Source organism: Pseudomonas sp. UBA6323 (assembly GCF_002439135.1).
Lineage (GTDB): Bacteria > Pseudomonadota > Gammaproteobacteria > Pseudomonadales > Pseudomonadaceae > Aquipseudomonas.
In genome coordinates this window covers 51,444-75,159 of record NZ_DJSX01000045.1, presented here as the reverse complement: position 1 = coordinate 75,159, position 23,716 = coordinate 51,444, and the positions used below count along the sequence as shown (strand labels likewise).

The 23,716-nt window shown below is 63.3% G+C and carries 23 protein-coding genes and 1 pseudogene; all 24 read right to left on the bottom strand.

Features of this window, described 5'->3' with window-relative positions:
- Window positions 1-590 (bottom strand): annotated as a pseudogene (fliA, locus tag B3P22_RS10625) (RNA polymerase sigma factor FliA); the annotation flags it as partial.
- Entirely contained in the window at window positions 587-1,417 is an 831-nt protein-coding gene (gene fleN, locus B3P22_RS10620) for a flagellar synthesis regulator FleN (RefSeq protein ID WP_197858205.1), read from the bottom strand. The pseudogene fliA and the gene fleN, both read right to left, overlap by 4 nt.
- A gap of 90 nt (window positions 1,418-1,507) precedes the next feature.
- Entirely contained in the window at window positions 1,508-2,818 is a 1,311-nt protein-coding gene (flhF, locus tag B3P22_RS10615) for a flagellar biosynthesis protein FlhF (protein ID WP_296270959.1), read from the bottom strand.
- 11 nt (window positions 2,819-2,829) lie between these two features.
- Window positions 2,830-4,977, bottom strand: coding sequence for a flagellar biosynthesis protein FlhA (gene flhA / locus B3P22_RS10610; protein WP_296270958.1), 2,148 nt, complete (start codon window positions 4,975-4,977; stop codon window positions 2,830-2,832).
- A 185-nt stretch (window positions 4,978-5,162) separates the two neighbouring features.
- Window positions 5,163-6,299, bottom strand: a complete 1,137-nt coding sequence (gene flhB / locus B3P22_RS10605) for a flagellar biosynthesis protein FlhB (RefSeq protein ID WP_197858202.1) — start codon at window positions 6,297-6,299, stop codon at window positions 5,163-5,165.
- Between the two features lie 9 nt (window positions 6,300-6,308).
- The gene (fliR, locus tag B3P22_RS10600) at window positions 6,309-7,085 is read right to left on the bottom strand and encodes a flagellar biosynthetic protein FliR (RefSeq protein ID WP_197858201.1); all 777 of its coding nucleotides are present in this window, start codon (window positions 7,083-7,085) and stop codon (window positions 6,309-6,311) included.
- A 12-nt stretch (window positions 7,086-7,097) separates the two neighbouring features.
- Complete coding sequence (fliQ, locus tag B3P22_RS10595) at window positions 7,098-7,367, bottom strand: flagellar biosynthesis protein FliQ (protein WP_013714993.1); 270 nt, start codon at window positions 7,365-7,367, stop codon at window positions 7,098-7,100.
- Between the two features lie 11 nt (window positions 7,368-7,378).
- Window positions 7,379-8,164: a flagellar type III secretion system pore protein FliP gene (gene fliP / locus B3P22_RS10590; protein ID WP_197858200.1), complete on the bottom strand. Its 786-nt coding sequence runs from the start codon at window positions 8,162-8,164 to the stop codon at window positions 7,379-7,381.
- Window positions 8,164-8,595, bottom strand: a complete 432-nt coding sequence (fliO, locus tag B3P22_RS10585) for a flagellar biosynthetic protein FliO (RefSeq protein ID WP_197858199.1) — start codon at window positions 8,593-8,595, stop codon at window positions 8,164-8,166. The genes fliP and fliO overlap by 1 nt, the downstream gene beginning before the upstream one ends.
- A 2-nt stretch (window positions 8,596-8,597) precedes the next feature.
- Window positions 8,598-9,065: a flagellar motor switch protein FliN gene (fliN, locus tag B3P22_RS10580; protein ID WP_197858198.1), complete on the bottom strand. Its 468-nt coding sequence runs from the start codon at window positions 9,063-9,065 to the stop codon at window positions 8,598-8,600.
- 69 nt (window positions 9,066-9,134) lie between these two features.
- Window positions 9,135-10,106, bottom strand: a complete 972-nt coding sequence (gene fliM / locus B3P22_RS10575; RefSeq protein ID WP_197858197.1) for a flagellar motor switch protein FliM — start codon at window positions 10,104-10,106, stop codon at window positions 9,135-9,137.
- Between the two features lie 12 nt (window positions 10,107-10,118).
- A complete protein-coding gene (fliL, locus tag B3P22_RS10570; RefSeq protein ID WP_296270957.1) occupies window positions 10,119-10,637 on the bottom strand; it encodes a flagellar basal body-associated protein FliL in 519 nt (172 codons plus the stop codon).
- A gap of 275 nt (window positions 10,638-10,912) precedes the next feature.
- The gene (locus B3P22_RS10565; RefSeq protein ID WP_296270956.1) at window positions 10,913-12,139 is read right to left on the bottom strand and encodes a flagellar hook-length control protein FliK; all 1,227 of its coding nucleotides are present in this window, start codon (window positions 12,137-12,139) and stop codon (window positions 10,913-10,915) included.
- A gap of 67 nt (window positions 12,140-12,206) precedes the next feature.
- Window positions 12,207-12,560, bottom strand: coding sequence for an Hpt domain-containing protein (locus B3P22_RS10560; RefSeq protein WP_296270955.1), 354 nt, complete (start codon window positions 12,558-12,560; stop codon window positions 12,207-12,209).
- Between the two features lie 30 nt (window positions 12,561-12,590).
- Entirely contained in the window at window positions 12,591-14,279 is a 1,689-nt protein-coding gene (locus tag B3P22_RS10555; RefSeq protein ID WP_296270954.1) for a fused response regulator/phosphatase, read from the bottom strand.
- A gap of 2 nt (window positions 14,280-14,281) precedes the next feature.
- Window positions 14,282-14,587 carry an STAS domain-containing protein gene (locus B3P22_RS10550; RefSeq protein WP_296270953.1) on the bottom strand — a complete coding sequence of 102 codons (306 nt, stop codon included), beginning with the start codon at window positions 14,585-14,587 and terminating at the stop codon, window positions 14,282-14,284.
- 84 nt (window positions 14,588-14,671) lie between these two features.
- Window positions 14,672-15,121 carry a flagellar export protein FliJ gene (gene fliJ, locus B3P22_RS10545; RefSeq protein WP_296270952.1) on the bottom strand — a complete coding sequence of 150 codons (450 nt, stop codon included), beginning with the start codon at window positions 15,119-15,121 and terminating at the stop codon, window positions 14,672-14,674.
- 46 nt (window positions 15,122-15,167) lie between these two features.
- Complete coding sequence (gene fliI / locus B3P22_RS10540; RefSeq protein ID WP_296270951.1) at window positions 15,168-16,514, bottom strand: flagellar protein export ATPase FliI; 1,347 nt, start codon at window positions 16,512-16,514, stop codon at window positions 15,168-15,170.
- A complete protein-coding gene (gene fliH / locus B3P22_RS10535) occupies window positions 16,504-17,304 on the bottom strand; it encodes a flagellar assembly protein FliH (protein ID WP_296270950.1) in 801 nt (266 codons plus the stop codon). Before fliH ends, fliI begins: the two co-directional genes overlap by 11 nt.
- Before the next feature lie 3 nt (window positions 17,305-17,307).
- Window positions 17,308-18,324 (bottom strand): flagellar motor switch protein FliG, encoded by a 1,017-nt coding sequence (gene fliG, locus B3P22_RS10530; protein WP_296270949.1) that lies wholly within the window; start codon window positions 18,322-18,324, stop codon window positions 17,308-17,310.
- Window positions 18,317-20,098 carry a flagellar basal-body MS-ring/collar protein FliF gene (gene fliF, locus B3P22_RS10525; protein WP_296270948.1) on the bottom strand — a complete coding sequence of 594 codons (1,782 nt, stop codon included), beginning with the start codon at window positions 20,096-20,098 and terminating at the stop codon, window positions 18,317-18,319. Before fliF ends, fliG begins: the two co-directional genes overlap by 8 nt.
- Before the next feature lie 152 nt (window positions 20,099-20,250).
- Window positions 20,251-20,580: a flagellar hook-basal body complex protein FliE gene (gene fliE / locus B3P22_RS10520; RefSeq protein ID WP_296270947.1), complete on the bottom strand. Its 330-nt coding sequence runs from the start codon at window positions 20,578-20,580 to the stop codon at window positions 20,251-20,253.
- A 329-nt stretch (window positions 20,581-20,909) separates the two neighbouring features.
- The gene (fleR, locus tag B3P22_RS10515) at window positions 20,910-22,325 is read right to left on the bottom strand and encodes a sigma-54-dependent response regulator transcription factor FleR (RefSeq protein WP_296270946.1); all 1,416 of its coding nucleotides are present in this window, start codon (window positions 22,323-22,325) and stop codon (window positions 20,910-20,912) included.
- Window positions 22,326-22,328: 3 nt separating this feature from the next.
- A complete protein-coding gene (locus B3P22_RS10510) occupies window positions 22,329-23,543 on the bottom strand; it encodes a sensor histidine kinase (RefSeq protein ID WP_296270945.1) in 1,215 nt (404 codons plus the stop codon).
- Window positions 23,544-23,716: the final 173 nt, after the last annotated feature.

Sequence of the window (23,716 nt, the reverse complement as noted above, 5' to 3'; positions counted from 1 at the left end):
CCCTGCAGCGCGGGGAGGGTATCTGGCGGGGGCGCCGGGAGCCGTTCGGGTTGGAGGGCCCGCGAAGGGTGGAGGTTTCTTCGTACGGCGGGTTCGCGCAACCCGCCAGGCACGCCGTCATGCGATAGTTCGTCGAAGCGGAACAGACGCCTGCACAAGGAGTCGACAAGAATGCCGTATTAAGCTTCCAGACTCAATCGGAGTTCGGCCGCAACCTCCTGATGGTTAGCGTCGCGCCCGGTTCTGGCCTCAACGGCGCGAATGGCATCGCTGACCATGCGGCTGTTGCGGTGCACCGAACGCGGCGCCCAATCGCCCTTGCGCACCTCATCGAGCATGGAGCCGCGAATGCGAATGCCCGCGAAGGTCTCGAAACTGGCACCTTTGCCAGAGTCATATTTACGCGAGGCTTCGAGCAGGCCGATCATGCCGGCCTGGATGAGATCATCGACCTGCACACTGGCTGGCAGGCGTGCCAGCAGGTGGTAGGCGATACGCTTGACCAGCGGAGCATAACGCTCGATCAACTGGTGCTGGGAGTCCTGCGCCTGAGCCTTGTTGTACATGCGAAGTCCAGAGGCTGCTGTCATACAGCCGAGTCTGCGGTCGGTTGCTGCACCAGACGCTCGACGAAAAACTCCAGATGGCCACGGGGATTGGCCGGCAGCGGCCAGGTGTCAACCTTCTGAGCTATCGCCTTGAACGCCAGAGCGCACTTGGATCGAGGGAAGGCTTCATAGACTGCGCGCTGTTTCTGCACGGCTTTACGCACACACTCATCGTAGGGCACGGCGCCAACGTACTGCAGGGCGACGTCAAGGAAGCGATCCGTCACCTTGGTCAGCTTAGCAAAGAGATTGCGTCCTTCCTGCGGGCTATGCGCCATGTTGGCCAGGACGCGGAAGCGGCTGATGCCGTGATCGCGGTTGAGCAACTTGATCAGCGCGTAGGCGTCGGTGATCGAAGTGGGCTCGTCGCATACCACCACGAGGATCTCCTGCGCCGCGCGAACGAAGCTGACCACCGCATCGCCGATACCGGCGGCGGTGTCGATCACCAGCACGTCAAGATTTTCGCTGATATCGCTGAACGCCTGGATCAGGCCGGCGTGCTGCATCGGGGTGAGGCTGACCATGCTCTGCGTACCGGACGCGGCCGGCACGATACGGATGCCCCCCGGCCCCTGCAGCAGGACATCACGCAGATCGCATTCGCCCGCGATGACATCGGCCAGCGTGCGCTTGGGCGCCAAACCCAGCAGCACGTCGACATTGGCCAGGCCCAGGTCGGCGTCCATCAGCATCACCCGGCGGCCGAGATCGGCCAGGGCCATGGACAGATTCACCGACACATTGGTCTTGCCGACGCCACCTTTGCCGCCGGTCACCGCGATCACCTGTACGGGATGCATACCCATGTTCTCTTTACACCTTGTCTAACTTCGACTTGGCCATCAGGCCGTTCACTCCCGCGCCAACTGCGCGGGAGGGTGCAACATCTCGCTGTTTCAGCCGGCCCGCTGCGCCGGGTTGTGGTAAAGGCCGGCGAACATCTGCGCCATGGCGTCTTCACTCGGTTCCTCTGCCGCCTGCAGCCCTACGGCACGGCTGACCAGCTGATGGCTGCGCGGCACTTGCAGATCGTCAGGGATCCGCGGCCCGTCCGTCACATAGGCTACCGGCAGTTGCTGGCCGATAGCCAGACCCAAAACCTCACCCAGGCTCGCAGCTTCGTCCAGTTTCGTCAGTATGCAGCCTGCGAGGCCACAACGCTTATAACTATGGTAGGCGGCCTTGAGCACTTGGCTCTGACTGGTTGCCGCCAGTACCAGATAATTCTTCGCCTTGATGCGTGCCGAGGCCAGGCTCTCCAGTTGCAGACGCAGCGCCGGATCGTTAGCCGGCAGGCCTGCGGTATCGACCAGCACCACGCGTTTCTTGGCCAGCGGCGCCAGGGCCTGCAACAGAGACTGACCGGGATCGATCTGGGTCACCGACACACCCAGGATACGCCCCAGGGTCTTGAGTTGCTCCTGCGCGCCGATACGAAAGCTGTCCATGCTAACCAGAGCGACCTGCTGCGCGCCGTACTTAAGCACATAGCGTGCGGCCAGCTTGGCCAGCGTAGTGGTCTTGCCCATGCCGGCGGGGCCGACCAGGGCGATCACCCCGCCCTCTTCCAGCGGCTCGACCTTGGGCGTCTGGATCGCATGCGCCAGATGCGCCAGCAACATGCGCCAGGCCTGACGCGGCTCGGCCACGCCAGCAACCTTGCCCAGCAGCGCCTGCGACAATTCGGCAGACAGCCCCATACGCTGCAGGCGACGCCACAGGTTGGCCTGCTGCGGACGGCGATTCTGCAATTGGCCCCAGGCGATGGAGCCCAGCTGCACCTCGATCAGCTCGCGCAGGCCGTTGAGTTCGAAGCGCATGGCATCCAGCGCACGCGGATCGACGGCCGGCGCCGCAGGCGCAGCGACCTCGACCGGACGCTGCGGCTTGACCGGAGTCGCCGGCAGCTCGGGCGCCAGCAACGACTCATTGGCAAAGAGTTGACGGTCCTTGCCCGCGTCCTGTTCAGGCCCGGCGGTCAGCTCGGCATGAGCACTGGCAATGCGTGCCTGGGTCTTGCGCAGCTCGGCCTCCAGCGCCGGGTTCGGGCGCACCGGGACAGGCGCCTGGTAATCCAGCGCAGCAGTCAACTCAACGCCGCCGACAACGCGACGATTGCCGATGATCGAGGCATCGGCGCCCAATTCGTCACGCACCAGTTTCATGGCGGTCCGCATATCGGCGGCGAAGAAGCGTTTGACCTGCATGACCCTTTACCTCAGTTCTGGCCAACCGTAGCGACTATGGTGACCTGCTTGTTGTCCGGAATTTCCTGGTACGCCAGCACGTGCATGCTGGGTACCGCCAGCCGCGCGAAGCGCGACAGCATCGCCCGGACCGGCCCGGCCACCAGCAGAATCACCGGCTTGCCGAGCATTTCCTGGCGCTGCGCCGCTTCCACCAAGGAACGCTGCAGCTTCTCGGCCATGCCAGGTTCGAGGAGGATGCCATCCTCGCTGCCCTGACCGGCCTTCTGCAGACTGTTCAGCAAAATCTGTTCCAACCTTGGCTCAAGGGTGATCACAGGCAGCTCCGGCTCTAGTCCCACAATGCTTTGCACGATTGCGCGAGCCAGCGACACGCGAACGGCAGCGACCATGGCGGCGGGATCTTGACTCTTGGGTGCAACGTTGGCGATGGCCTCGGCGATGGTGCGGATGTCGCGCACCGGTACCTGTTCCTGCAGCAGCGCCTGCAACACCTTGAGCAGCGTCGACAGCGACACCAGCCCCGGCACCAGCTCTTCGGCCAGCTTCGGCGAGCTCTTGGCCAGCAGCTGCATGAGCTGCTGCACTTCCTCATGCCCGAGCAGCTCGTGGGCATGCTTGTGCAGGATCTGATTCAAGTGGGTAGCGACCACGGTGCTGGCATCGACCACGGTGTAACCCAGCGATTGCGCCTGGTCGCGCTGGCTGGGGTCGATCCACACCGCTTCCAGACCGAACGCCGGATCTTTGGCGGCGATGCCATTGAGCGGGCCGAACACCTGGCCGGGGTTGATCGCCAGCTCGCGGTCCGGGTAGACCTCGGCTTCGGCGACGCTGACGCCCATGAGCGTCAAACGATAGGCATTGGGCGCCAGGTCAAGATTGTCGCGGATGTGTACCGACGGCATGAGAAAGCCCATCTCCTGGGACAGCTTCTTGCGTACGCCCTTGATCCGCGCCAGCAACTGGCCGCCCTGGTTACGATCGACCAACGGGATCAGGCGATAGCCGACTTCCAGGCCGACCATATCGACCGGCGTCACGTCGTCCCAACCCAGCTCCTTGACCTCCTGCGCCTTCTGCGCCGGAATCAGCTCCTGCTGACGCTGAACCTCCTTGACCTCTTCCTCCTTGATCTTGCGCTGGCGATGGGCGATCCAGTAGGCGCCACCGGCGGCCACCAGGCCCAGGCTGATAAAGGAGAAATGCGGCATGCCCGGCACCAGGCCCATGGCAATCATGATCGCCGCAGCCACGGCCAGAGCGCGCGGCGAGGCGAACATCTGCCGGTTGACCTGGGCGCCCATGTCCTCGGAGGTGGAAACGCGGGTCACCATCACCGCAGCCGCGGTGGACAGCAACAGGGAAGGAATCTGCGCCACCAGGCCGTCACCGATGGTCAGCAGGGTGTAGACCTTGCCGGCGTCGGAAAAGGCCAGTTGGTGCTGCAGCACGCCGATGGCGATACCACCGATGAGGTTGATGAACAGGATCAGCAGGCCGGCGATGGCATCGCCACGAACGAACTTGCTGGCACCGTCCATCGAGCCGTAGAAGTCTGCTTCCTGGGCTACTTCCGAGCGGCGCTTCTTGGCTTCAGCCTGATCGATCAGACCGGCGTTGAGGTCGGCGTCGATGGCCATCTGCTTGCCAGGCATGGCGTCGAGGGTAAAGCGCGCACTCACCTCGGAAATACGCCCGGCACCCTTGGTGACCACCACGAAGTTGATGATCATCAAAATGGCGAACACCACGATACCGACGACGTAGTTGCCGCCGATCACCACCTCACCGAACGCCTGGATCACCTGGCCAGCGGCCCCATGGCCATCATGACCATTGAGCAACACGACGCGCGTCGAGGCCACGTTCAGCGCCAGGCGCAGCAGCGTCGCAGCCAGCAGGATGGTGGGAAACACCGCGAAGTCGAGCGGGCGCAGCGCATAGATACTGACCAGCAGCACGACGATCGACAGCGCAATGCTGAAGGTGAACAGCACGTCGAGCAGAAACGCCGGGATCGGCAGCATGACCATGCCGAGCATGACCAGCAGCAGCAAGGGAATACCCAGGTTGCCGTGACGCAAGCCCGCCAGATTGCTGCGGACATCACCGATTAACTGTGCGCGATCTACTGCCACGTCCCTACCTCGAGCCATTCAATCTTTTGACGCGAAAGTGCGTCCTGAAAGGGGTATTGGCAAGAAGCGTTCCAGAAATGAGCCGGTCGCTCAGAAGATGCTCAAGTTTCGCAGCCCGGACGCAATCCGGGGTTGGCTGGACCTATCCCGGATTTCATCCAGGTTACCAACCTCCGTTGCGGCCCAGCCGCCAGCAGATGCCTCTATTCGTCGCGACGCAGGTCCGCAGGGATCGGCAGATCCGGTAGCGGTCCAGGGCGTTTGCCCTTGCCGGCGCGGTACTGGCGCAACTGATAGACGTAAGCCAGAACCTGGGCGACTGCCAGGTACAGGCCGGCAGGAATTTCCTGGTCCAACTCGGTGGAGTAGTACACGGCCCGCGACAGCGCCGGCGACTCCAGCACCATCACCTGATGTTCTTGGGCAATCTCGCGGATCTTCAACGCCAGGAAGTCGCCGCCCTTGGCCAGCAACATCGGCGCGCCCCCCTTCTCCGGGTCGTACTTGAGCGCCACGGCGAAGTGCGTCGGGTTGGTGATCACCACGTCGGCCTGCGGCACGGCCTGCATCATCCGGCGTTCGGCCATCTCGCGCTGCAGCTGACGAATACGCCCCTTGACCTCGGGCTTGCCCTCGGTGTCCTTGTATTCGTCGCGCACTTCCTGCTTGGTCATCATCAGCTTCTGCTTGTGACTCCACAGCTGGAACGGCACATCCGCGGCGGCGATCAGGATCAGCCCACAGGACAACCAGAACGCGCTCCAGCCGACCACCGTGAGGCTGTGCAGAATCGCCGGCTCGACCGGTTCGTTGGCGATCGCCAGCAAATCGTCCTGATCCACGGCAAGCACCACCAGCGCCACCGCGAGAATCACCAGGAATTTGGCCAGCGCCTTGACCAGCTCGACCAGGGCCTGAACCGAGAACATACGCTTGAGCCCCGCCAGCGGATTCATCCGGCTGGCCTTGGGTTGCAGCGCTTCGGCGGAAAACAGCCAGCCGCCCAGGGCGACCGGGCCGGCGATGGACGCGATCAGCAACGCGATCAAGAATGGCTGCACCGCTACCAGTGCCTCCTTGCCGGAGGCCAGCAGATACAGCGCCATGCTGCGTTCGCTCATCAACACGTCACGCGGCAGGCTGAAATTGCCACGCATGATATCCATCAGCACATTGCCCATGTAGGCGCCGAAGATGATCAGGGCCACGGTGCCGGTGAGGGTCACCGCCAGGGTATTGAGCTCCTTGGAGCGAGCGATCTGGCCCTTCTTGCGCGACTCTTCAAGTCGCTTGCCTGTGGGTTCCTCGCTCTTGTCGGCGCCGCTCTCGCTCTCAGCCATGCTCGCCCCTCATCGCGTCAAGGCGAATTCGCCCAACTGCTGCAGGGCTTCGCTGGCCAGCGCCTGAAACAGGTTGCCGAAATCGGAGAGCCCCACCCAGAAAATCACCAGGCCCATGGCCAGGGTCAGGGGGAAGCCGATGGAAAAGATGTTCAGCTGCGGCGCGGCCCGGGTCATGACGCCGAACGCCAGGTTGATCACCAGCAGCGCAGTGACCATGGGTAATGTCAGCAGTAGCCCGGCACCGATCACCCAGCTCAGCTTGCCGGCCAATGTCCAGTAGTGATTGACCATCATGCCCTGCCCCGGCGGCAGGCTGACGAAGCTTTCGGCGAGGATTTCCAGCACCACCAGATGCCCATTGATCGCCAGGAACAGCAGCGTCACCAGCATCAGCATGAACTGGCCGAGCACCGGCACCGACACGCCGTTGGTAGGATCGACCATGGAAGCGAAGCCCAGGCCCATCTGCATGGCGATGATCTGCCCGGCAACGCTGAAGACGTGAAAGAACAACTGGAGGATAAAACCGAACATGACCCCGATCAGCACCTGTTCGAGAATCATCAGCAGGCTGCGCAGGCTCAGCGCGTCGACCTGCGGCATCGGTGGCAGGCTCGGCACCAGCACCACGCTGATGGCCAGGGCCAGGTAGAGCCGCACACGCGTCGGCACCAGCTGGGTACCGATGATCGGCATCACCATCAGCATCGCGGCGATACGAAACAACGGCAGCAGGAACTGGCCGACCCAGCCGCTGATCTGCTCGTTGCTCAACTCCAGCATCGTGCCCTGCCCTCAACCTATGAGGTACGGAATGTTCTGGATCAGCGTCTGGGTGTACTCCATCAGCTGGCTCACCAGCCACGGGCCGGCCCAGATCAGGGTGATCAGCATCACCATCAGACGCGGCAAAAAGCTCAAGGTCTGTTCGTTGATCTGCGTAGCGGCCTGGAACATGGCCACGATCAGACCGACCACCAGGCTCGGCACCACCGCCAGGCCGACGATCAGCACGATCAGCCACAGCGCTTCGCGAAACAGGTCAACCGCCACCTCGGGAGTCATCGAAGGCCTCGCTATATCGTGCCGAAACTGGCGGCCAGGGTGCCCATGATCAGCGCCCAGCCGTCAACCAAAACGAACAGCATGATCTTGAACGGCAGGGAGATGATCAAAGGTGACAGCATCATCATACCCATCGCCATGAGAATACTGGCCACCACCATATCGATGATCAGAAAGGGAATGAAGATCATGAAGCCGATCTGGAACGCGGTCTTCAGCTCGGAGGTAACGAAGGCCGGCACCAGGATGGTCAGCGGCACGTCCTCTACCCCCGCCAGGTCGGTACGCTTGGACAGACGCACGAACAGGGCCAGGTCGCTCTCGCGGGTCTGCGCCAGCATGAAGTCACGGATCGGCCCCTCTGCGCGGGTGAGCGCCTCCTGCGCAACGATCTCCTCGTTGAGATAGGGCTGCAGTGCGTCGGTGTTAATCCGGTCGAAAATCGGCGCCATGATGAACATCGTCAGAAACAGCGCCAGACCGACGAGTATCTGGTTCGACGGCGTCTGCTGCAGGCCCAGCGCCTGGCGCAGGATGGAGAAGACGATGATGATCCGGGTGAAGCTGGTCATCAGCATGACGAACGCCGGGATGAAGCTCAGCGCCGTCATGATCAGCAGGATCTGCAGGCTGACCGAGTACTCCTGCTGGCCTTCCGCGTCCGTCGTCAGGGTGATCGCCGGGACCGATAGCGGGCTGTTGCCCTGCTGAATCAGCGAGCCGGCACCGGGCGGGTCTTCGGCGAACGCCAGTGAAGCGGCCAGGCTCAACACCAGCACCAGCAACAAGCGCAGCATCAGGATTTGTCCTTCTGATCCTTGCCCAGCAGTTCCATCAGGCGCTGGGCGAATTCCGGTGTGGCCGGCTCGGCATCGGCCAGATGCACAGGCTCCTTGAGCACGTGCAAGGGCGCGATACGCCCGGCGGACAGGCCCAGCAGAATCTGCTCGTTGCCCACCTGCACCAGCACCAGGCGATCACGAGGCCCCAGCGGTTGCGTGGCCAGCAGCTTGATCACCTGCCCGCCACGCGGCGCCAGCTGCTGCACGCGGCGCAGCAGCCAGGCCAGGACGAAAATCAGACCGATGACCAGCAGCAACCCCAGCAGCAACTGGCCAAGCTGACCGGCCACATCGCTACCGGCCATGGGCGTGGCGGCCTTGCCCGCAGGCTCGGCGGCCAGCGTCAGCCCCGGCAGCGCAAGCAACAACGCGAAGAGTCGAGCCATGATCAGCGCAGCTTCTTGATACGTTCGCTGGGGCTGATCACGTCCGTCAGGCGGATGCCGAACTTCTCGTTGACCACCACCACTTCACCATGAGCGATCAGCGTGCCATTGACCAGCACGTCGAGCGGCTCGCCAGCCAGGCGATCAAGCTCGATCACCGAGCCCTGGTTGAGCTGCAGCAGGTTGCGGATGGTGATATCGGTGTTGCCCACCTCCATGGAGATGGACACCGGAATATCCAGAATCACGTCCAGATTCGGCCCGTCCAGGTTGGCGGGCAGGTTACTGGGCACCGGTGCGCTGCCGAACTCTTCCATCGGCGCCCGCGGGGCCGCCGGCTGCGCTGCGGCCTGCCCGGCGAGCATCGCATCGATATCGTCCTGACCTGCATCGCCTGCCTCGGCCAGCGCTGCGGCCCATTCGTCGGCCAGCGCCTGTTCCTCTGGGGAAGTGTTTTCTTCGTCTGCCATCGTCTTTCCTCGCCTGGCTCCAGCTATTCGTTTGCCTCGGGCCTGTTGACCCTACGGAGTTCCAGCGCCTCAGCGCTGGCGTTCGATTGGTTCGAGCACCTGCAGGGCCAGATTGCCCTTGTGCGCGCCCAGCTTGACCTTGAACGTCGGCACGCCATTGGCACGCATGATCACGTTCTCCGGCAGCTCCACCGGGATCACATCGCCCGGCTGCATGTGCAGGATGTCGCGCAGCTTCAATTGACGACGTGCCACCGTGGCGGCCAGCGGTACGCTGACATCGAGGATGTCTTCGCGCAGGGCCTTGATCCAGCGCTCGTCCTGATCGTCGACATCGGACTGGAAGCCGGCATCGAGCATCTCGCGGATCGGCTCGATCATCGAATACGGCATGGTGATGTGCAGGTCACCACCGCCGCCATCCAGTTCGATATGGAAGGTGGACACCACCACCACCTCGCTGGGGCTGACGATATTGGCCAGCGCCGGGTTGACCTCGGAGTTGACGTACTCGAAGTTGATATCCATCACCGCGTGCCAGGCCTCACGCATGTCGACGAAGGCCTGGTCGAGCACCATACGCACCACACGCAGCTCGGTGGGGGTGAACTCACGGCCCTCGATCTTGGCGTGGCGCCCGTCGCCGCCGAAGAAGTTGTCCACCAGCTTGAACACCAGCTTGGCGTCGAGAATGAACAGGCCGGTGCCACGCAACGGCTTCATCTTCACCAGGTTGAGACTGGTGGGCACGTAGAGCGAATGCACGTATTCGCCGAACTTCATCACCTGCACACCACCGACGGCGACATCGGCCGAGCGGCGCAGCAGGTTGAACATGCTGATGCGGGTGTAACGGGCGAAACGCTCGTTGATCATCTCCAGGGTGGGCATGCGCCCGCGAACGATACGATCCTGACTGGTCAGGTCATATTGCTTGACGCTACCCGGCTCCGCGGCGTCCTCGGTTTCTACCAGGCCGTCATCGACGCCATGCAACAGCGCATCGATCTCGTCCTGGGAAAGCAGGTCTTGCACGGCCATCTTCGGCTCCCGCTACTGCAATACGAAATTGGTGAACAGCACCTGCTCGACCACGGTGCTGCCGGTTTCCTTCTGCGCCAACTCCTGCACGCTGGCCAGCGCCTGCTGCAGGAGCATCTCCTTGCCCAGCGGCGTTTGCAGCGCGGCGAAATCCTGCCCGGAGAGCAGCATCACCAGGCGGTTGCGCAGCACCGGCATATGCACCTTGAGCTTCGCCATCCCGGCGGCATCGCGGCTCATCAGGGCCATGCTCACCTGCAGATAGCGGGTACGGTTCTGGTAATTGAAATTGACCACGAAGGCCGGCATCAGGTCCTGGTAAAGGGCCGGCTGACGGACAGGCGCAGCGGCGGCTGCCTCTTCAGGCTTGGCCTCCTCATGCTTGTCGCCCTTGCTGAGAATGAACCAGGTACCGCCAATGGAAAGACCAACGGCCAGGAGCAACCCCACCACGATCAGGATGATGAGCTTGAGCTTGCTCTTGCCGGCGGGTTGTCCATCGGCAGTCGATGCCGCTTCTTTCTTAGCCATGCCAATAATCCGTCAGTGCCTGGGTTCTTTCCGCATTCAAAGGGTTCGGAGCAAGTGTTATGCCAGCATATGAGCAGGCTTGTCTAACTCTGGGCTGCGGATTTAACAGCGCCAGCTGCCTGCTGTCACCCCAAAATGCATTCGCCCGGGCACCTTTCGGCAACCCGGGCAAATGCAAGTCTAGCGGAGGAATACCGATCATCAGGCATTGCTTCGCGCGACGCAGCGCTATCCGTTACGTCAGAAAGTCGCCAGGAACATGCGCGAGGCGCCTTTCACGCGTAGTAATCGACCAGACCACGGCCCGCGCTCAATCGGTCGCTGCGCACCTCCTGTTGAGCGCCGGGCTGCAGCTCTTCGCCGGCAAGCAGGCCGTCACGCGAGCCGGAGCCGCCGCGACCACCCTCGCCCTGCCCCTGCCAGCCGCGGTTGAGCGACTGATCGGAAACGTTGGCATCGGCCAGGTTCATGCCTTGCTGGGCGAACAGCTCACGTAGGCGATGCATCTGCCCTTCCAGCGCCTCACGCACGCCCGCATTGGGGCTGGCGAAAGTCACCTGGGCCTGGTCCTGGGACAGGTTCACGCGCACCTCGAGGCGCCCCAGCTCGGCTGGATCGAGCTGGATCTCGGCCGACTTGAGGTTCTGGCTGGACAGCCACATGACGCGATCCACCACCGCCTCGCTCCAACCGCCCTGCTGCATGGCCACCGGCTGCCCGGGCACCAGCGGCAGCCGCTGCGTGGCGCCAGCCTGATGATTGAGGGCCTGGGTCAGGGCGTTGAGTTTGCTGACGAACTGATCCGGGCGATTGGGCGCAACGCTGTCCTTGAGACTCTCCAGCACGTCCTTGGCCTGGCCTTCAAGCGGCAGGTCCAACAGCGACTCTTCGCCGCTCTCCGCCGACTCGTCACCCTTGCCCATGGCCGCCATGGCGGCGGCAAAGTCAGTACTGCTGGCGATCCTGGCGCTCTTGTTCGCGGCATCCTGCGGGGTTTGCGCCTTGCTCGCCTGCTCGGCTGGTTGCTTGAGCAGCGCCAGCGGGTCCATGGCCTCTTCATCCAGCACGGGCTCGCCATTGTCGGCGGCCGCGGTGCCAGCGCCGGTAATCACCAGCGCCGGCATATCCGGCGACTCTTCGGTTAGCGCCGCCTCGTCTACCTGAGGCTGGATGCCGCCGAGCGCCATCGCCAGGAGCGGATCGAGCTCATCTTCGGCGCCCGCCTCGGTCGGCAAACTATTGCCGGGGGCGGCAACCGCAGTCTGTTCAGCGGCAGGCGAGGCGGCATCGGTCTCTGCACCAGGCGCTGCGGGCTTCGGCTCCTGAGTGGGTTTATCGGGGCTGCCAGCGCGCTCGCCAGGCTTGGCCTGACGCTCCTTGGCATACACCTCGGCAAAGCTGGAAGCACCGTTCTTGCTGGGTTCCGGCGCTTTGGCCGGCGGCTTCGCTTTGCTCTTCACCTCAGGCGTAGCCTGCAGGCGTAGGTCGGGCAACGCGGACATGGACGCTCTCCGTCTAATGGGTCGTGACGGTATCAGAGCAAAGGGCGGGCCAACTCCTGAAAAGCCGTCAGGCGCGGTAACGCTGACGCTCGGACTTGAACAGAATGCGGACGATGGCGAACTCGCGTTCGATCTGCTCGATCAGCGCCGGAGCCGACTCCAGCGCCTCGCGCCGCCCGGCATCCTCCAGTTCCTTGCACAGGCCGGCCAGCAGTACGGCGCCCATGTTGCTGCAACTGCCCTTGAAGCTGTGTGCGGCCAGACGCAGAGCCTGCGCGTCGCCGTCGGCCTGGGCCTGCTGCAACAGACGCAAACGCTCCTCGGAATCGGCAACGAAGGTATCGAGCAGAATCGGGTATTCGTCTTCCATGACATCCTGCAAGGCTACCAGGACGGCATCGTCGAGATGGATATCGGACACCGGGTCACTCCCTGAACATCAAGGTGCGGATTATGCCTCAGCGGCCCAGCAAAACTCCACGCTGACGCCCCGTCCGTCGGGGCCGAAGGCAAAGCCGTCGCTCAGTTCTCGGACCAACGCCAGGCCGCGCCCGCACAGTGCGTCTTCCCGGGTGGCCATGAGCCTGGCCGGATCGAAACCAGGCCCGCTGTCCTCCACCCCGACGATAAGGCGGCCGCCATTTCCCTCCGGCAACATCTGCAGGTGAAAGCGCACATAGCCATCGCGCAATGACGCCAGGCGCTGGCGCCGCTCCCGGTAGTACTCGGCGAACCCGCTGGCATCCTGCTTGAGCGAGGAATCCAGGCCCATCACGCCGTGCTCCAGCGCGTTGGAGTACAGCTCGGCGAGTACCGTGTACAGCTCGCCGCCACGCGGGCGCAGCGCCTGTACGTCCAGCAGCAACTGCAACAAGAACGGCAAGGGATTGAAATGGCGCAGGCTCAGCGCGCGAAATTCGAAACTGGCCGACCAATCCATGACATTGCTCTGGCCGCTGTCGGCAAAGGCCAGCGGCCGTGGGTGCTCGTCATCTTCGGCGAGCCCGACCTGGATCAGGCTGACATCGTCCTGCTGCTCGCCGCGAAACGCCGCCAAGGCCTGCTGGATTTCTTCGAACAAGGCTTGCGGCTGACGATTGGCGTCCAACAGCCTGAGCAGGCGCTCCTCGCCGAATAGCTGCCCCTGCTTATCGCTGGCCTCGAGCACCCCGTCGCTGAAGAGGAAGATGCGATCTCCCGGTGCCAGCGGATAGACTTCGCAACGAGCACTGAACGCCGCAGGCTCGAGGATGCCGAGCGGCAGATGGCGTGATACCAAGGGCTGACGCGGGCGGCCGTCGGCATGCAGCAGATAACCATCCGGCAACCCGCCATTCCACACTTCGAGCAGCCCACGCTTGCTGCTGATGTTGAGCAAGGTGGCGCAGCAAAAAACCCCAACCGGCAGGATGCGCTTGAGCTTGGCGTTGATCTCGCGCAGGATTTCGGCCAGCGCATGCCCCTTGGCGGTCATGCCGTAGAACACCTCGGCCAGCGGCATGGCGCCGATGGCCGCCGGCAGACCATGGCCGGTGAAGTCGCCGAGCATCACATGCATGCCGCCGGAGGGCTTATAGGCCGCCAGCAGCAGGTCACCATTGAACAGCGCATAGGGCGACTGCATGTAGCGGATGTTCGGTGCATCCAGGCAGCCGGAGTGGGCGACCTTGTCGAATACCGCCTTGGCCACGCGCTGCTCGCGCAGCAGGTGTTCGTTGTGCCGGGCGATCAGGTCGCGCTGCTGCAACACCGTGTCTTGCAGGCGGCGCAGGCGGTCCATCGCACCGATCTTGGCTTCGAGTATCACTCGGTTGTAGGGCTTGGCGAGAAAGTCGTCGCCACCAGCCTCCAGACATTGCACCAGCGCCTCGTTCTCGGTGAGCGAGGTGAGAAAGATGATCGGCACCAGCGCATCGCCGGCCTGCAGCTTGATCCTGCGGGCGGCCTCGAAACCATCCATCACCGGCATCAGGGCATCCATCAGCACCAGCTGCGGGCGCTCCTGCTCGAACAGGGCGACCGCCTCCAGCCCATTGCTTGCCGTGAGCACACGGTGGCCCTGGCGGCTGACGATGGTGGACAACAGCATGCGATCAGCCGCGTTGTCCTCGGCGATCAGGATCGCAAGACGGTCGGCCATGCTCAGCTGATCTGAAACAGCTGCTCGAAGTTGGAAATGGCGAGAATCTTGCGCACGTCACTGCTGCAGTTGAGCAGACGGATCTGCGCGGCATCGCCGCCCGCGTGGTCGCGCAGCAGCAGCAGCATGCCCAGCGCCGAGCTATCCAGATAACTGGTGTCGCGCAGGTCGACCTGATAGCGCCTGGGCGTCACGTTGACGCGCTCGTAGGCGTCACGAAATTCCTGGTGGGAGGCGAAGTCGAAGCGCCCTCGAATCACGATGGTCAGCTCTTGCCCGTCCGCCGACGGCTGCGAGGTGATGGCCATGTCTACTCCTTTGTCGAGACTTTGCCGGATAGGGCGGTTCACGACTGAAGGTTTAGCATTTGGCAGGCAACGAAACAACTTTAATCAGGACTCGCCCCGATCGATCAGCCGCTGCGCCAGCTCGTCGAGCAGTTTTTGTTCGCGCTTGTCCTCGGCCAAGCGGGCTTCGTCGATATAGCGCTGCACCAGCTTGCGCAGCCCCTCGAGACGCGCATAGCGCTGCTGCCATACGGCACGCACCTTCTCCAGGTTGGCGCGGTGCCACTCCAGGCTCTGCTGCTGTTGGCCAACCGCCGTCTCCAACTGCGACAAGAAACGCTGGTAGTTCATCAGCCACTGGCCGGAAACGCCCTTACTACCCTCGCTGATCCACTGCTGCTGGTAATCACCGCGAAAACGCTCCAGCTCACCCAACTTGGCCTCGGCTTGGCCAACCAGGCCCTGACAGTGCCCGAGCTGGCGCGCCGCCTCGCGTTCGGCCTTTTGCGCCATATCGACGACAGGTTGCAGGCGCTTGGCGCGGTTGAGGCTCATCGAGGCCACGCCTCAAGAACCTGGGGGCGGTACGGCCTCGGCGCCATCATTGCCCCAGTACACCTGCCAATTGCTCGCGGCTTTGCGCCATGCCCACGCTTTCGTCCAGGCCCTGACGCAGGTACTGGGCCATGGCCGGTTGCCGTGCGATGGCCAGGTCGGTATCGGCGTCGCCACCCGGGACATAGGCACCGACGCTGATCAGATCGCGGCTCTGCTGATAGCGTGACCACAGCTGCTTGAAGCGCTGCGCCTGGCGCAGCTGCTCCGGCGGCACCACCTGCGGCATGACCCGACTGATGGAGGATTCGATATCGATCGCCGGATAATGCCCTTCCTCGGCCAGTCGCCGGGACAGCACGAAGTGGCCATCGAGCACACCACGCGCCGCATCGGCGATGGGGTCCTGCTGGTCGTCCCCTTCACTCAGCACGGTGTAGAACGCGGTGATCGAACCACCGCCAGCCTCGGCGTTACCGGCGCGCTCGACCAGTTTCGGCAATTTGGCGAACACCGAGGGCGGATAACCCTTGGTCGCCGGCGGCTCACCGATGGCCAGGGCGATTTCACGCTGCGCCTGGGCGTAGCGGGTCAGCGAATCCATCAGCAGCAGGACGTTCTTGCCCTTGTCACGGAAATATTCGGCGATGCGTGTGCAGTACTGAGCGGCGCGCAGGCGCATCAGCGGTGCATCGTCGGCCGGCGAGGCGACGACCACGGAGCGCTTGATGCCCTCTTCGCCAAGAATCTCGTCGATGAATTCCTTGACCTCACGGCCACGCTCGCCGATCAGGCCGACGACGATGATCTCGGCCTCGGTAAAGCGCGTCATCATGCCCAGCAGTACCGACTTGCCGACACCGGTGCCGGCGAACAGGCCCAGACGCTGACCACGCCCGACGGTAAGCAGGCCATTGATCGAACGAATGCCGACGTCCAGCGGCTGGCTGATGGGGTCGCGATTGAGCGGGTTGATGGTCGGGCCATCCATCGGCACCCAATCCTCGGCCTTCATCCCGCCCTTGCCGTCCAGTGCACGGCCAGCGCCATCGAGCACCCGGCCGAGCATGGTCATGCCCATGGGCAGGCGCCCGGCATCGGGCAGCGGTACCACGCGCGCGCCGGGGGCAATGCCGGCCAGGCTGCCCACGGGCATCAGGTAGATCTTGCCGCCGGAAAAGCCCATCACCTCGGCCTCGACCTGAACCGGGTGGTAGCTGTCGTCGTTGACCACCAGGCAGCGGCTGCCAACGGCCGCACGCAGCCCTTCGGCCTCCAGGGTGAGGCCGACCATGCGCAGCAGACGACCTTCGAGTATGGGCTGGCTGGGCAGGCTGATCGCATCGCTGTAACCCTCCAGACGCCGGGCGAAGCTCACGCGATCAAGGCGCATCTTGGCTGTCCAGGTCCAGGTTGAGGTCCGCCTCCGGCGGCTGAGTGGCCTGCGCGCGCTGCTGCTCGAACAGTTGCTTGAGCGCCTGCGCCATGCGTGTCTCGACACTGGCGTCGATCTGGCTGTGTTCCGACTCGATGCGGCAACCGCCGGGCAGCAGGCTGTCGTCTTCGAGGATGCGCCAGCTTTCCTCGTGACGCTCGCGCAGCGCCTTGATCGTCTCGAAGTCCTGCGGGTTGACGTGAATGCGCACGTTGTCCGCGCCCATGGGCAGCAGCTTGAGCGCCTCACGCAGGACCTGACGAATCTGGCTGGAGTCGGTTTTCAGCTCACGCTGAATCACCTCATGCACCATGTGGCTGACCAGGCGCACCATGGCCACTTCCATCTGTGCATCCTGCTCGGCGATAGGATCGAGCAGTTGCGTCATCAGCCTTTCCAGGTTGCCGACCTTCACCGCCAGGGCCGCGTCGGCCTCCTGCTTGGCCTTGATCTGGCCGGCATGGAAACCGTCCTTCTCGCCAGTGGCGAAGCCTTCGTTGTAGGCATCCTGGCGAATGGCTTCGAGCTCGTCGAGCGTCAGCGGTTTGACATCCTCGATGGCGACCTCTTCGACCTGCCCGGCATCTTCCGCCTTGACTTCAGCGGCAGGCTGCGGCGCCTGCTCGTCGCCAGCCTCTTCGGCTTCGGCCGGCTCCGCACCAGGCTCGTCGAAGCTGGGCAGTGCCCAACGGTCGACAATGCCCAGGTCCTTGGCGCGAATCAGCTCGCTCTCAGGCTCCTTGGCCATGGTTTAGACCATCTCCTCGCCACCCTTGCCGCCGAGCACGATCTCCCCGGCTTCGGCCATGCGCCGGGCAATGGTGAGAATTTCCTTCTGCGCGGCTTCCACATCGCTGACGCGCACCGGCCCCTTGGCTTCCAGGTCGTCGCGCAGCAACTCGGCCGCGCGCTTGGACATGTTCTTGAATACCTTGTCCTTGATCGCATCGTCGGCGCCCTTGAGCGCCAGCACCAGCACTTCGGACGAGACTTCGCGCATCAGCGCCTGGATACCGCGGTCGTCGACGTCGGCCAGGTTGTCGAAGACGAACATGAGGTCCTCGATCTGCGTCGACAGGTCTTCGTCCACTTCGCGGATCGAGTCCATGAGCTGGCCTTCGACCGAGCTGTCGAGGAAGTTCATGATGTCCGCCGCGCGCTTGACGCCACCCATGGTGGCGCGCGTGGTGTTGGCACTGCCGGAGAACTGCTTCTCGAGAATCTGGTTGAGTTCCTTGAGCGCAGACGGCTGCACGGTGTTGAGCGAGGACACGCGCAGGATGATGTCCAGGCGCACCTTGTGATCGAAATGGCTGAGCACCTCGCCGGCCTGATCGGGGTCGAGGTAGGCGACGACGATGGCCTGGATCTGCGGGTGCTCGTAGCGAATCACATCGGCAACGGCGCGCGGCTCCATCCACTTCAGGCTGTCCAAGCCGCTGGTGCTGCCGCCAAGGAGGATGCGGTCGATCAGGTTGCCGGCCTTGTCCTCGCCCAGTGCGGCAGTGAGCATCTTGCGGATGTAACCGTCGGAGCCGACGCCCAGGCTGGTCTGATCGCCGACGATCTCGACGAACTCGCCCATCACCTGCTCGACCTGCTCGCGGTGGATGTTGCGCATGCCGGCCATGGCGACGCCGACGCGCTGCACTTCCTTCGGGCCGAGATGGCGCAGCACCTGCGCGGCATCGGTCTCGCCCAGCGAAAGCAGGAGAATCGCGGCCTTGTCGACCTTGGTCAGTTTGGTAGCGGTACGATTGTCATTCATCGGCGTTGATCCACTCTTTCACGACCTGGGCTACGCGGCCAGGATCTTCCGCCACCAGACTCTTGATAGCGTTCAGTTGCGCATCATACCCCTCACTCGGGCTTGGCAGCAGTATGCTCTGCGGCCCGCCGAGGCTGACGCGATCATCGGACAGCTCACCATCCAGGCCGGCCATTGGACCAAGCTCAACATCACGCTCGGACAACTCCTTGTTACCGCCGCTAATGTTCTTCATCACCGGGCGCAGCACGAACCACACCAGCAGGAAAATCATCAGGGCCGGGACCAACTGCTTGAGCAAGCCCATGACCATGCCGAACAGCTCACTCTCATACCACGGCAGATCGATGGCTACCTCACGCTCGGCACTGAACGGGGTGTTAATAACACTGACGCTATCGCCACGGCTGGCATCGAAGCCCACCGAGTCCTGTACCAGACGAGTGAAACGCGCCAGGTCATCAGTGCTCCACGGCACCCGGCTGGTTTCGCCGGTGGCCGGATCGACGCGCACCTGATCGTCCACAACCACCGCGACCGACAGGCGGCGCAGGCGCCCCTGCTGCTGGCGGGTGTAGCTGATGGAACGGTCCAGCTCGAAGTTGCGGGTGGACTGCTCGCGCTTGTCCGCCGGGTACGGCGCCAGCATCGGCTGGCCGGTGGCCGGGTCCATGATCTGCTGGCCATTGGCATCGACCAGTGGCTGACCAGCGGCAACAGGGCCGGCCGGCGCAGCGGCGCCAGCAGCCTGCTCGGGAGCGGCAGCCGGGCCAGGCGGTTGATTGGACAGCGCGCCGGGCACACCTTGCGGCGGCAGGCTGCTCTGACGCTGCTCGTTGACCTGTTGCTCGCTGCGCAGCGCCGGCTGATCTGGGTTGAACATCTCGGAGGTGGACTCCACCGAGCTGAAATCCACATCAGCCGAAACTTCGGCCTTGTAGCGACCGGTGCCCAGCACCGGCTGCAGGATGTTGTGCACGCGCTGAGTGAACAGCCCTTCCATGCGACGGGTGTAATCGAACTGCTTGCCCGCCATGGTCAGCTCGGACAGCTCCTGCTGATCGGAAAGCAGGTTGCCCTTCTGATCGACCACGGTGACCTGCCCCTTGTCCAGCTCGGGAACGCTGGTCGCCACCAGATTGACGATCGCCATCACCTGACTGGGTTCCAGCCCGCGCCCGGGGTAAAGCTCGACCAGAACGGAGGCGGACGGTTTGCGCTCGTCGCGCACGAAGACCGACGCCTTGGGCATGGCCAGATGCACGCGCGCAGCCTTGACGTTATTGAGGCTGGCAACCGTACGCGCCAGTTCGCCTTCCAGGCCACGGCGGTAACGGGTCGCTTCCATGAACTGACTGGTGCCCAGGCCCTGCTCGCGGTCGAGAATTTCGAAACCAACGCTGTTGTCGGTCGGCGCCACGCCAGCGGCGGCCAGGCGCAGGCGCGCGCGCGCCAGATCGTCGGCCTTGACCAGCAGCGCACCGGAGTTGGGTTCGATGGTGTAGTCGATACCGGATGCGCTCAGGGTCTCGACCACCTGGGTAGCATCCATACCGTTGAGGCTGCCATAGAGCGGACGGTAATCCGGCTGCTGCGACCAGAGCACCACGGCAAAGCCAATGGCCACGCTGGCCGCCAGACCGACCAGCAGGCCGAGCTGACGCAGCACCGACATTTCGGCGAGATTTTCCAGGAAGCTAAGGCCCAGCAGAGGCTTCTTGGGCGCTCCTGCTTCGGCCTTGGCCGGTACGTTTGCTACTGCTGCTTCAGCCATTAATCAATCCTCAGAACCTGTTCAAAATCTTGCGAGCTAGAGGTATGCAAGGCAAAAACAGGCGAAAAAGCGGAGTTTACAAGCTGTAAATGAGCATTTTGAGTCTGTTTTTAACGCGGCAGACCCGACGCGCAGCAGATTTTGCATAGGTTCTAGACCGGCATCTGCATGATGTCTTGATAGGCCTGGACCAGCTTGTTACGCACCTGGGTCATGGCTTGGAAGGATACGCCGGCCTTCTGCGAGGCGATCATCACGTCGGTCAGATCGACCCCGCTCTGTCCCATCTCGAACGCAGTGGCGAGCTTGTTGGAAGCCTGCTGGGTCTCGTTGACCTTGTTCACCGCCTGCCCGAGCATATCCGAGAAGCTCGGCGCACCCGGCGCTGGCTCGCTGGCAGCAGGTTTATGACGCGCCATGGCCTCAGCCTGCATGGAACGCATTTCCAGCATCAAGCGATTGAATTCGACACCCTGGCTCATCACATCCTCCACTGCCCGCTTTTTGACGCTAGCGGCGCTATGCAGAGGTATTTGCAACAAGAGTGCCAAGAAGTGAAATGCGCGGTGAAAGGATGCGCAAAAGCCGGGCGACGCCCGGCCGGAGAGCTTGCATGAGTCGGCACAGCCCCAGAAATTTCGCGGACAAGTCCGCTCCCACAAGTAGCCAGCTCATGACCGGGATGAAATTAGATTCACCCGACAACCTGGCCCGCATACGGGCTCGCTACTCTCCCCCCTCAGAAGGAATCGGCAGCGCACCCCCGTGGGAGCGGACTTGTCCGCGAAGCTTTTCGCCGATTGCACGACGATCAACTGGCGTACAGATAGGCCTCCACATCCATACCCGCATCGCGCATCTGCGCCAGCTTGTAGCGCAGCGTCCGCGGACTGATACCCAGACGCTCGGCAGCTTCCTTGCGACGGCCACGCTCGGCGCGCAGGGTGTCGATGATCACCTGAAACTCGCGGCGACGCAGGTCATCGCCCAGCGCACTGGAGTCGGCGGCACTGGCAACCTCGACCGGCTGCGACAAAGGCGGTGCAACGCTCGGCACGACGGCGAGACGCGGCGCTGCGCTCTGCACCGTTTGGCCGATAGGCGCATGCAGGCAGAGATCCTGCGCCTGAATCACCCCACCCTGCTGCAGAATCAAGGCGCGCTGAATGGCGTTATCCAGTTCACGCACGTTACCCGGCCACTGGTGCTGCACCAGGCTTTGCGCGGCGGAATCCGACAGGCGCACCGGCGTCTGATTCATTTTTTTGACGTGCTTGGCCAGCAGCCGCTCGGCCAGCGGCAGAATATCGGCAGGGCGTTCACGCAGCGGACGCCAGGCCAGCGGGAATACCGACAGGCGATAGTAAAGGTCTTCACGGAAGCGTCCGGCCGCCACTTCGCTGGCCAGGTCACGGTTGCTGGTGGCCAGCACGCGAATGTCCAGATTGATCGGCTTGCGTGCGCCGACCCGCTCAACCTCGCGCTCCTGCAGTACCCGCAGCAGCTTGGCCTGCAGCCCCAGCGGCATTTCTGAAATTTCATCGAGCAGAATGGTGCCGCCGTCAGCCAGCTCGAATTTGCCGGGCTGAGCGGTGACCGCGCCAGTGAATGCGCCCTTCTCATGGCCGAACAATGTGGCCTCGAGCATGTTGTCGGGAATCGCCGCACAGTTGATGGCGATGAACGGACCGGATGCGCGTGGCGATTGCTGATGGATATAGCGCGCCAGCACCTCCTTGCCGGTGCCGGACTCGCCGGTGATCATCACCGTCGAGTCACTCTGCGCAACGCGCGCGGCCAGCTCGAGCAACTGCAGGCTGGCCGGCTCCAGCGCCACCGGACCGTCACGATCACTTGCCGGCAGCTTGCCAAGAGCATGTTTGGCCACCAGTTCGAGCAACGTACGCGGCTCGAACGGCTTGACCAGATAATCGGCCGCACCCTGACGAATGGCATCCACTGCACGCTCCACCGCACCGAAAGCCGTCATCAGCAATACCGGCAATTGCGGGTAGCGATCACGAATCTGCGCCAGCAGTTGGTGCCCGTCCATACCCGGCATATTGACGTCACTGACCACCAGCCCGAACGACTCCTCGGTCAGCGCAACCAGCGCCGCCTCGGCGCAGTCGACCGCCCGGTAATCATGCCTGCCCAGGCACAGGGTATCGGCCAGGGCTTCGCGCAGCGCGCGGTCGTCTTCAACCAGCAGGACTTTGGCAGCCATGGGTTACTCCTGATTCGAGTGAGGCGCTGCACCTTGCAGCGGCAGAGAAACGATGGCGCAGGTGCCACGACCCGCACGCGATTGCAGCAGCAACTGGCCCTGGTGAGCGCGGGCCACTGCCTTGACCACCGCCAGGCCGAGGCCGGTTCCGGTGGTCTTGGTGGTAAAGAAGGGTTCGCCCAGGCGCGCCAGGGTTTCCCGGCTCATGCCGGGGCCGTTGTCGCTGACACACAGGCGCAGCTGGCCATCGCGGCGATACAGATGCACCTTCAGGCGGGCATCGCGCCCGGCCGCCTGGATGGCGTTATCGATCAAATTGAGTACAGTGCCGACCAGCGTGTCGCGGTTGCACAGCAGTTCGCCGCCCTGCACATCGCACTGCCAGCGCACGGCCATATCGCCCACATGCGCATCGGCAGCCGCGCGCAACGCATCGAACAAGGCAGGCGGCGCAAGACGATCCGGCAGCGGCAGCTCGCCACGAGCGAAGATCAGCATGTCGCGCACCTGATTTTCCAGCTCGTGCAACCGCTCCTTCAAACGCCCGGCGAAGCGCTGTTGCTGCTCGGCCGGCAGCACCTGCTCGTTGAGATGGCTGGCATACAGCAGCGCGGCGGAAAGCGGCGTACGGATCTGATGCGCCAGGGAAGCGACCATCCGCCCCAGCGCCGAAAGACGTTCGTGGCGAGACAGTTGATCCTGCAGGCGTCGGGTTTCTGTCAGGTCAGTCAAAAGCACAAGCTGTCCCGGCTCGCCGTGCAGGGAGCGGGTCGCGATGGACAGCCGACGCCCATCGCGCATCGAGATTTCATGGCCATCGTCTTCACGCGGGGCAAAGTTACGGGCGATCACCTGTCGCCAGAGCATGCCCACCAGTGGCTGGCCGAGCAATGCACGGGCCACGGGATTGGCTTCCCGCACGACGCCCTGGCCGTCGATGACGATCACACCGCCGGGGAGCAGGTCCAACAGGCTTTGCAGGCGATGCGCCAGACGCTCTTTCTCCGCGAGTTCCTGCATGCGCTGGGCACTGACCAGCGCCAGTTGCCCCTTCAGCTCATTGACCCGGGCCTCGAGCAGACTGTAGGACTCGCTGAGCTGGTTGGACATCTGATTGAACAGGGCAAAGGCCTGCTCCAGTCCTGCGCGGCTGGCTTGTTCGAGCGGCGCAGATACACCTGGCTCAGCTGACTCGGGAGGGCGACGGTTGGCTTCCATTTGCTTCTCTCATACGACGCACCGTCAGAAGACGGTCGGATACAAGAGTCTTAGCAATCCCCGTGCCTACTTTTTTATCTTTATTTATCAGTGACTTGAAAAAACAAAGCCGGAGCTTGCGTCAAAGCTCCGGCTTTTGCGTCAACAATTCCTGTGGGGCACAGTGCGCGCCA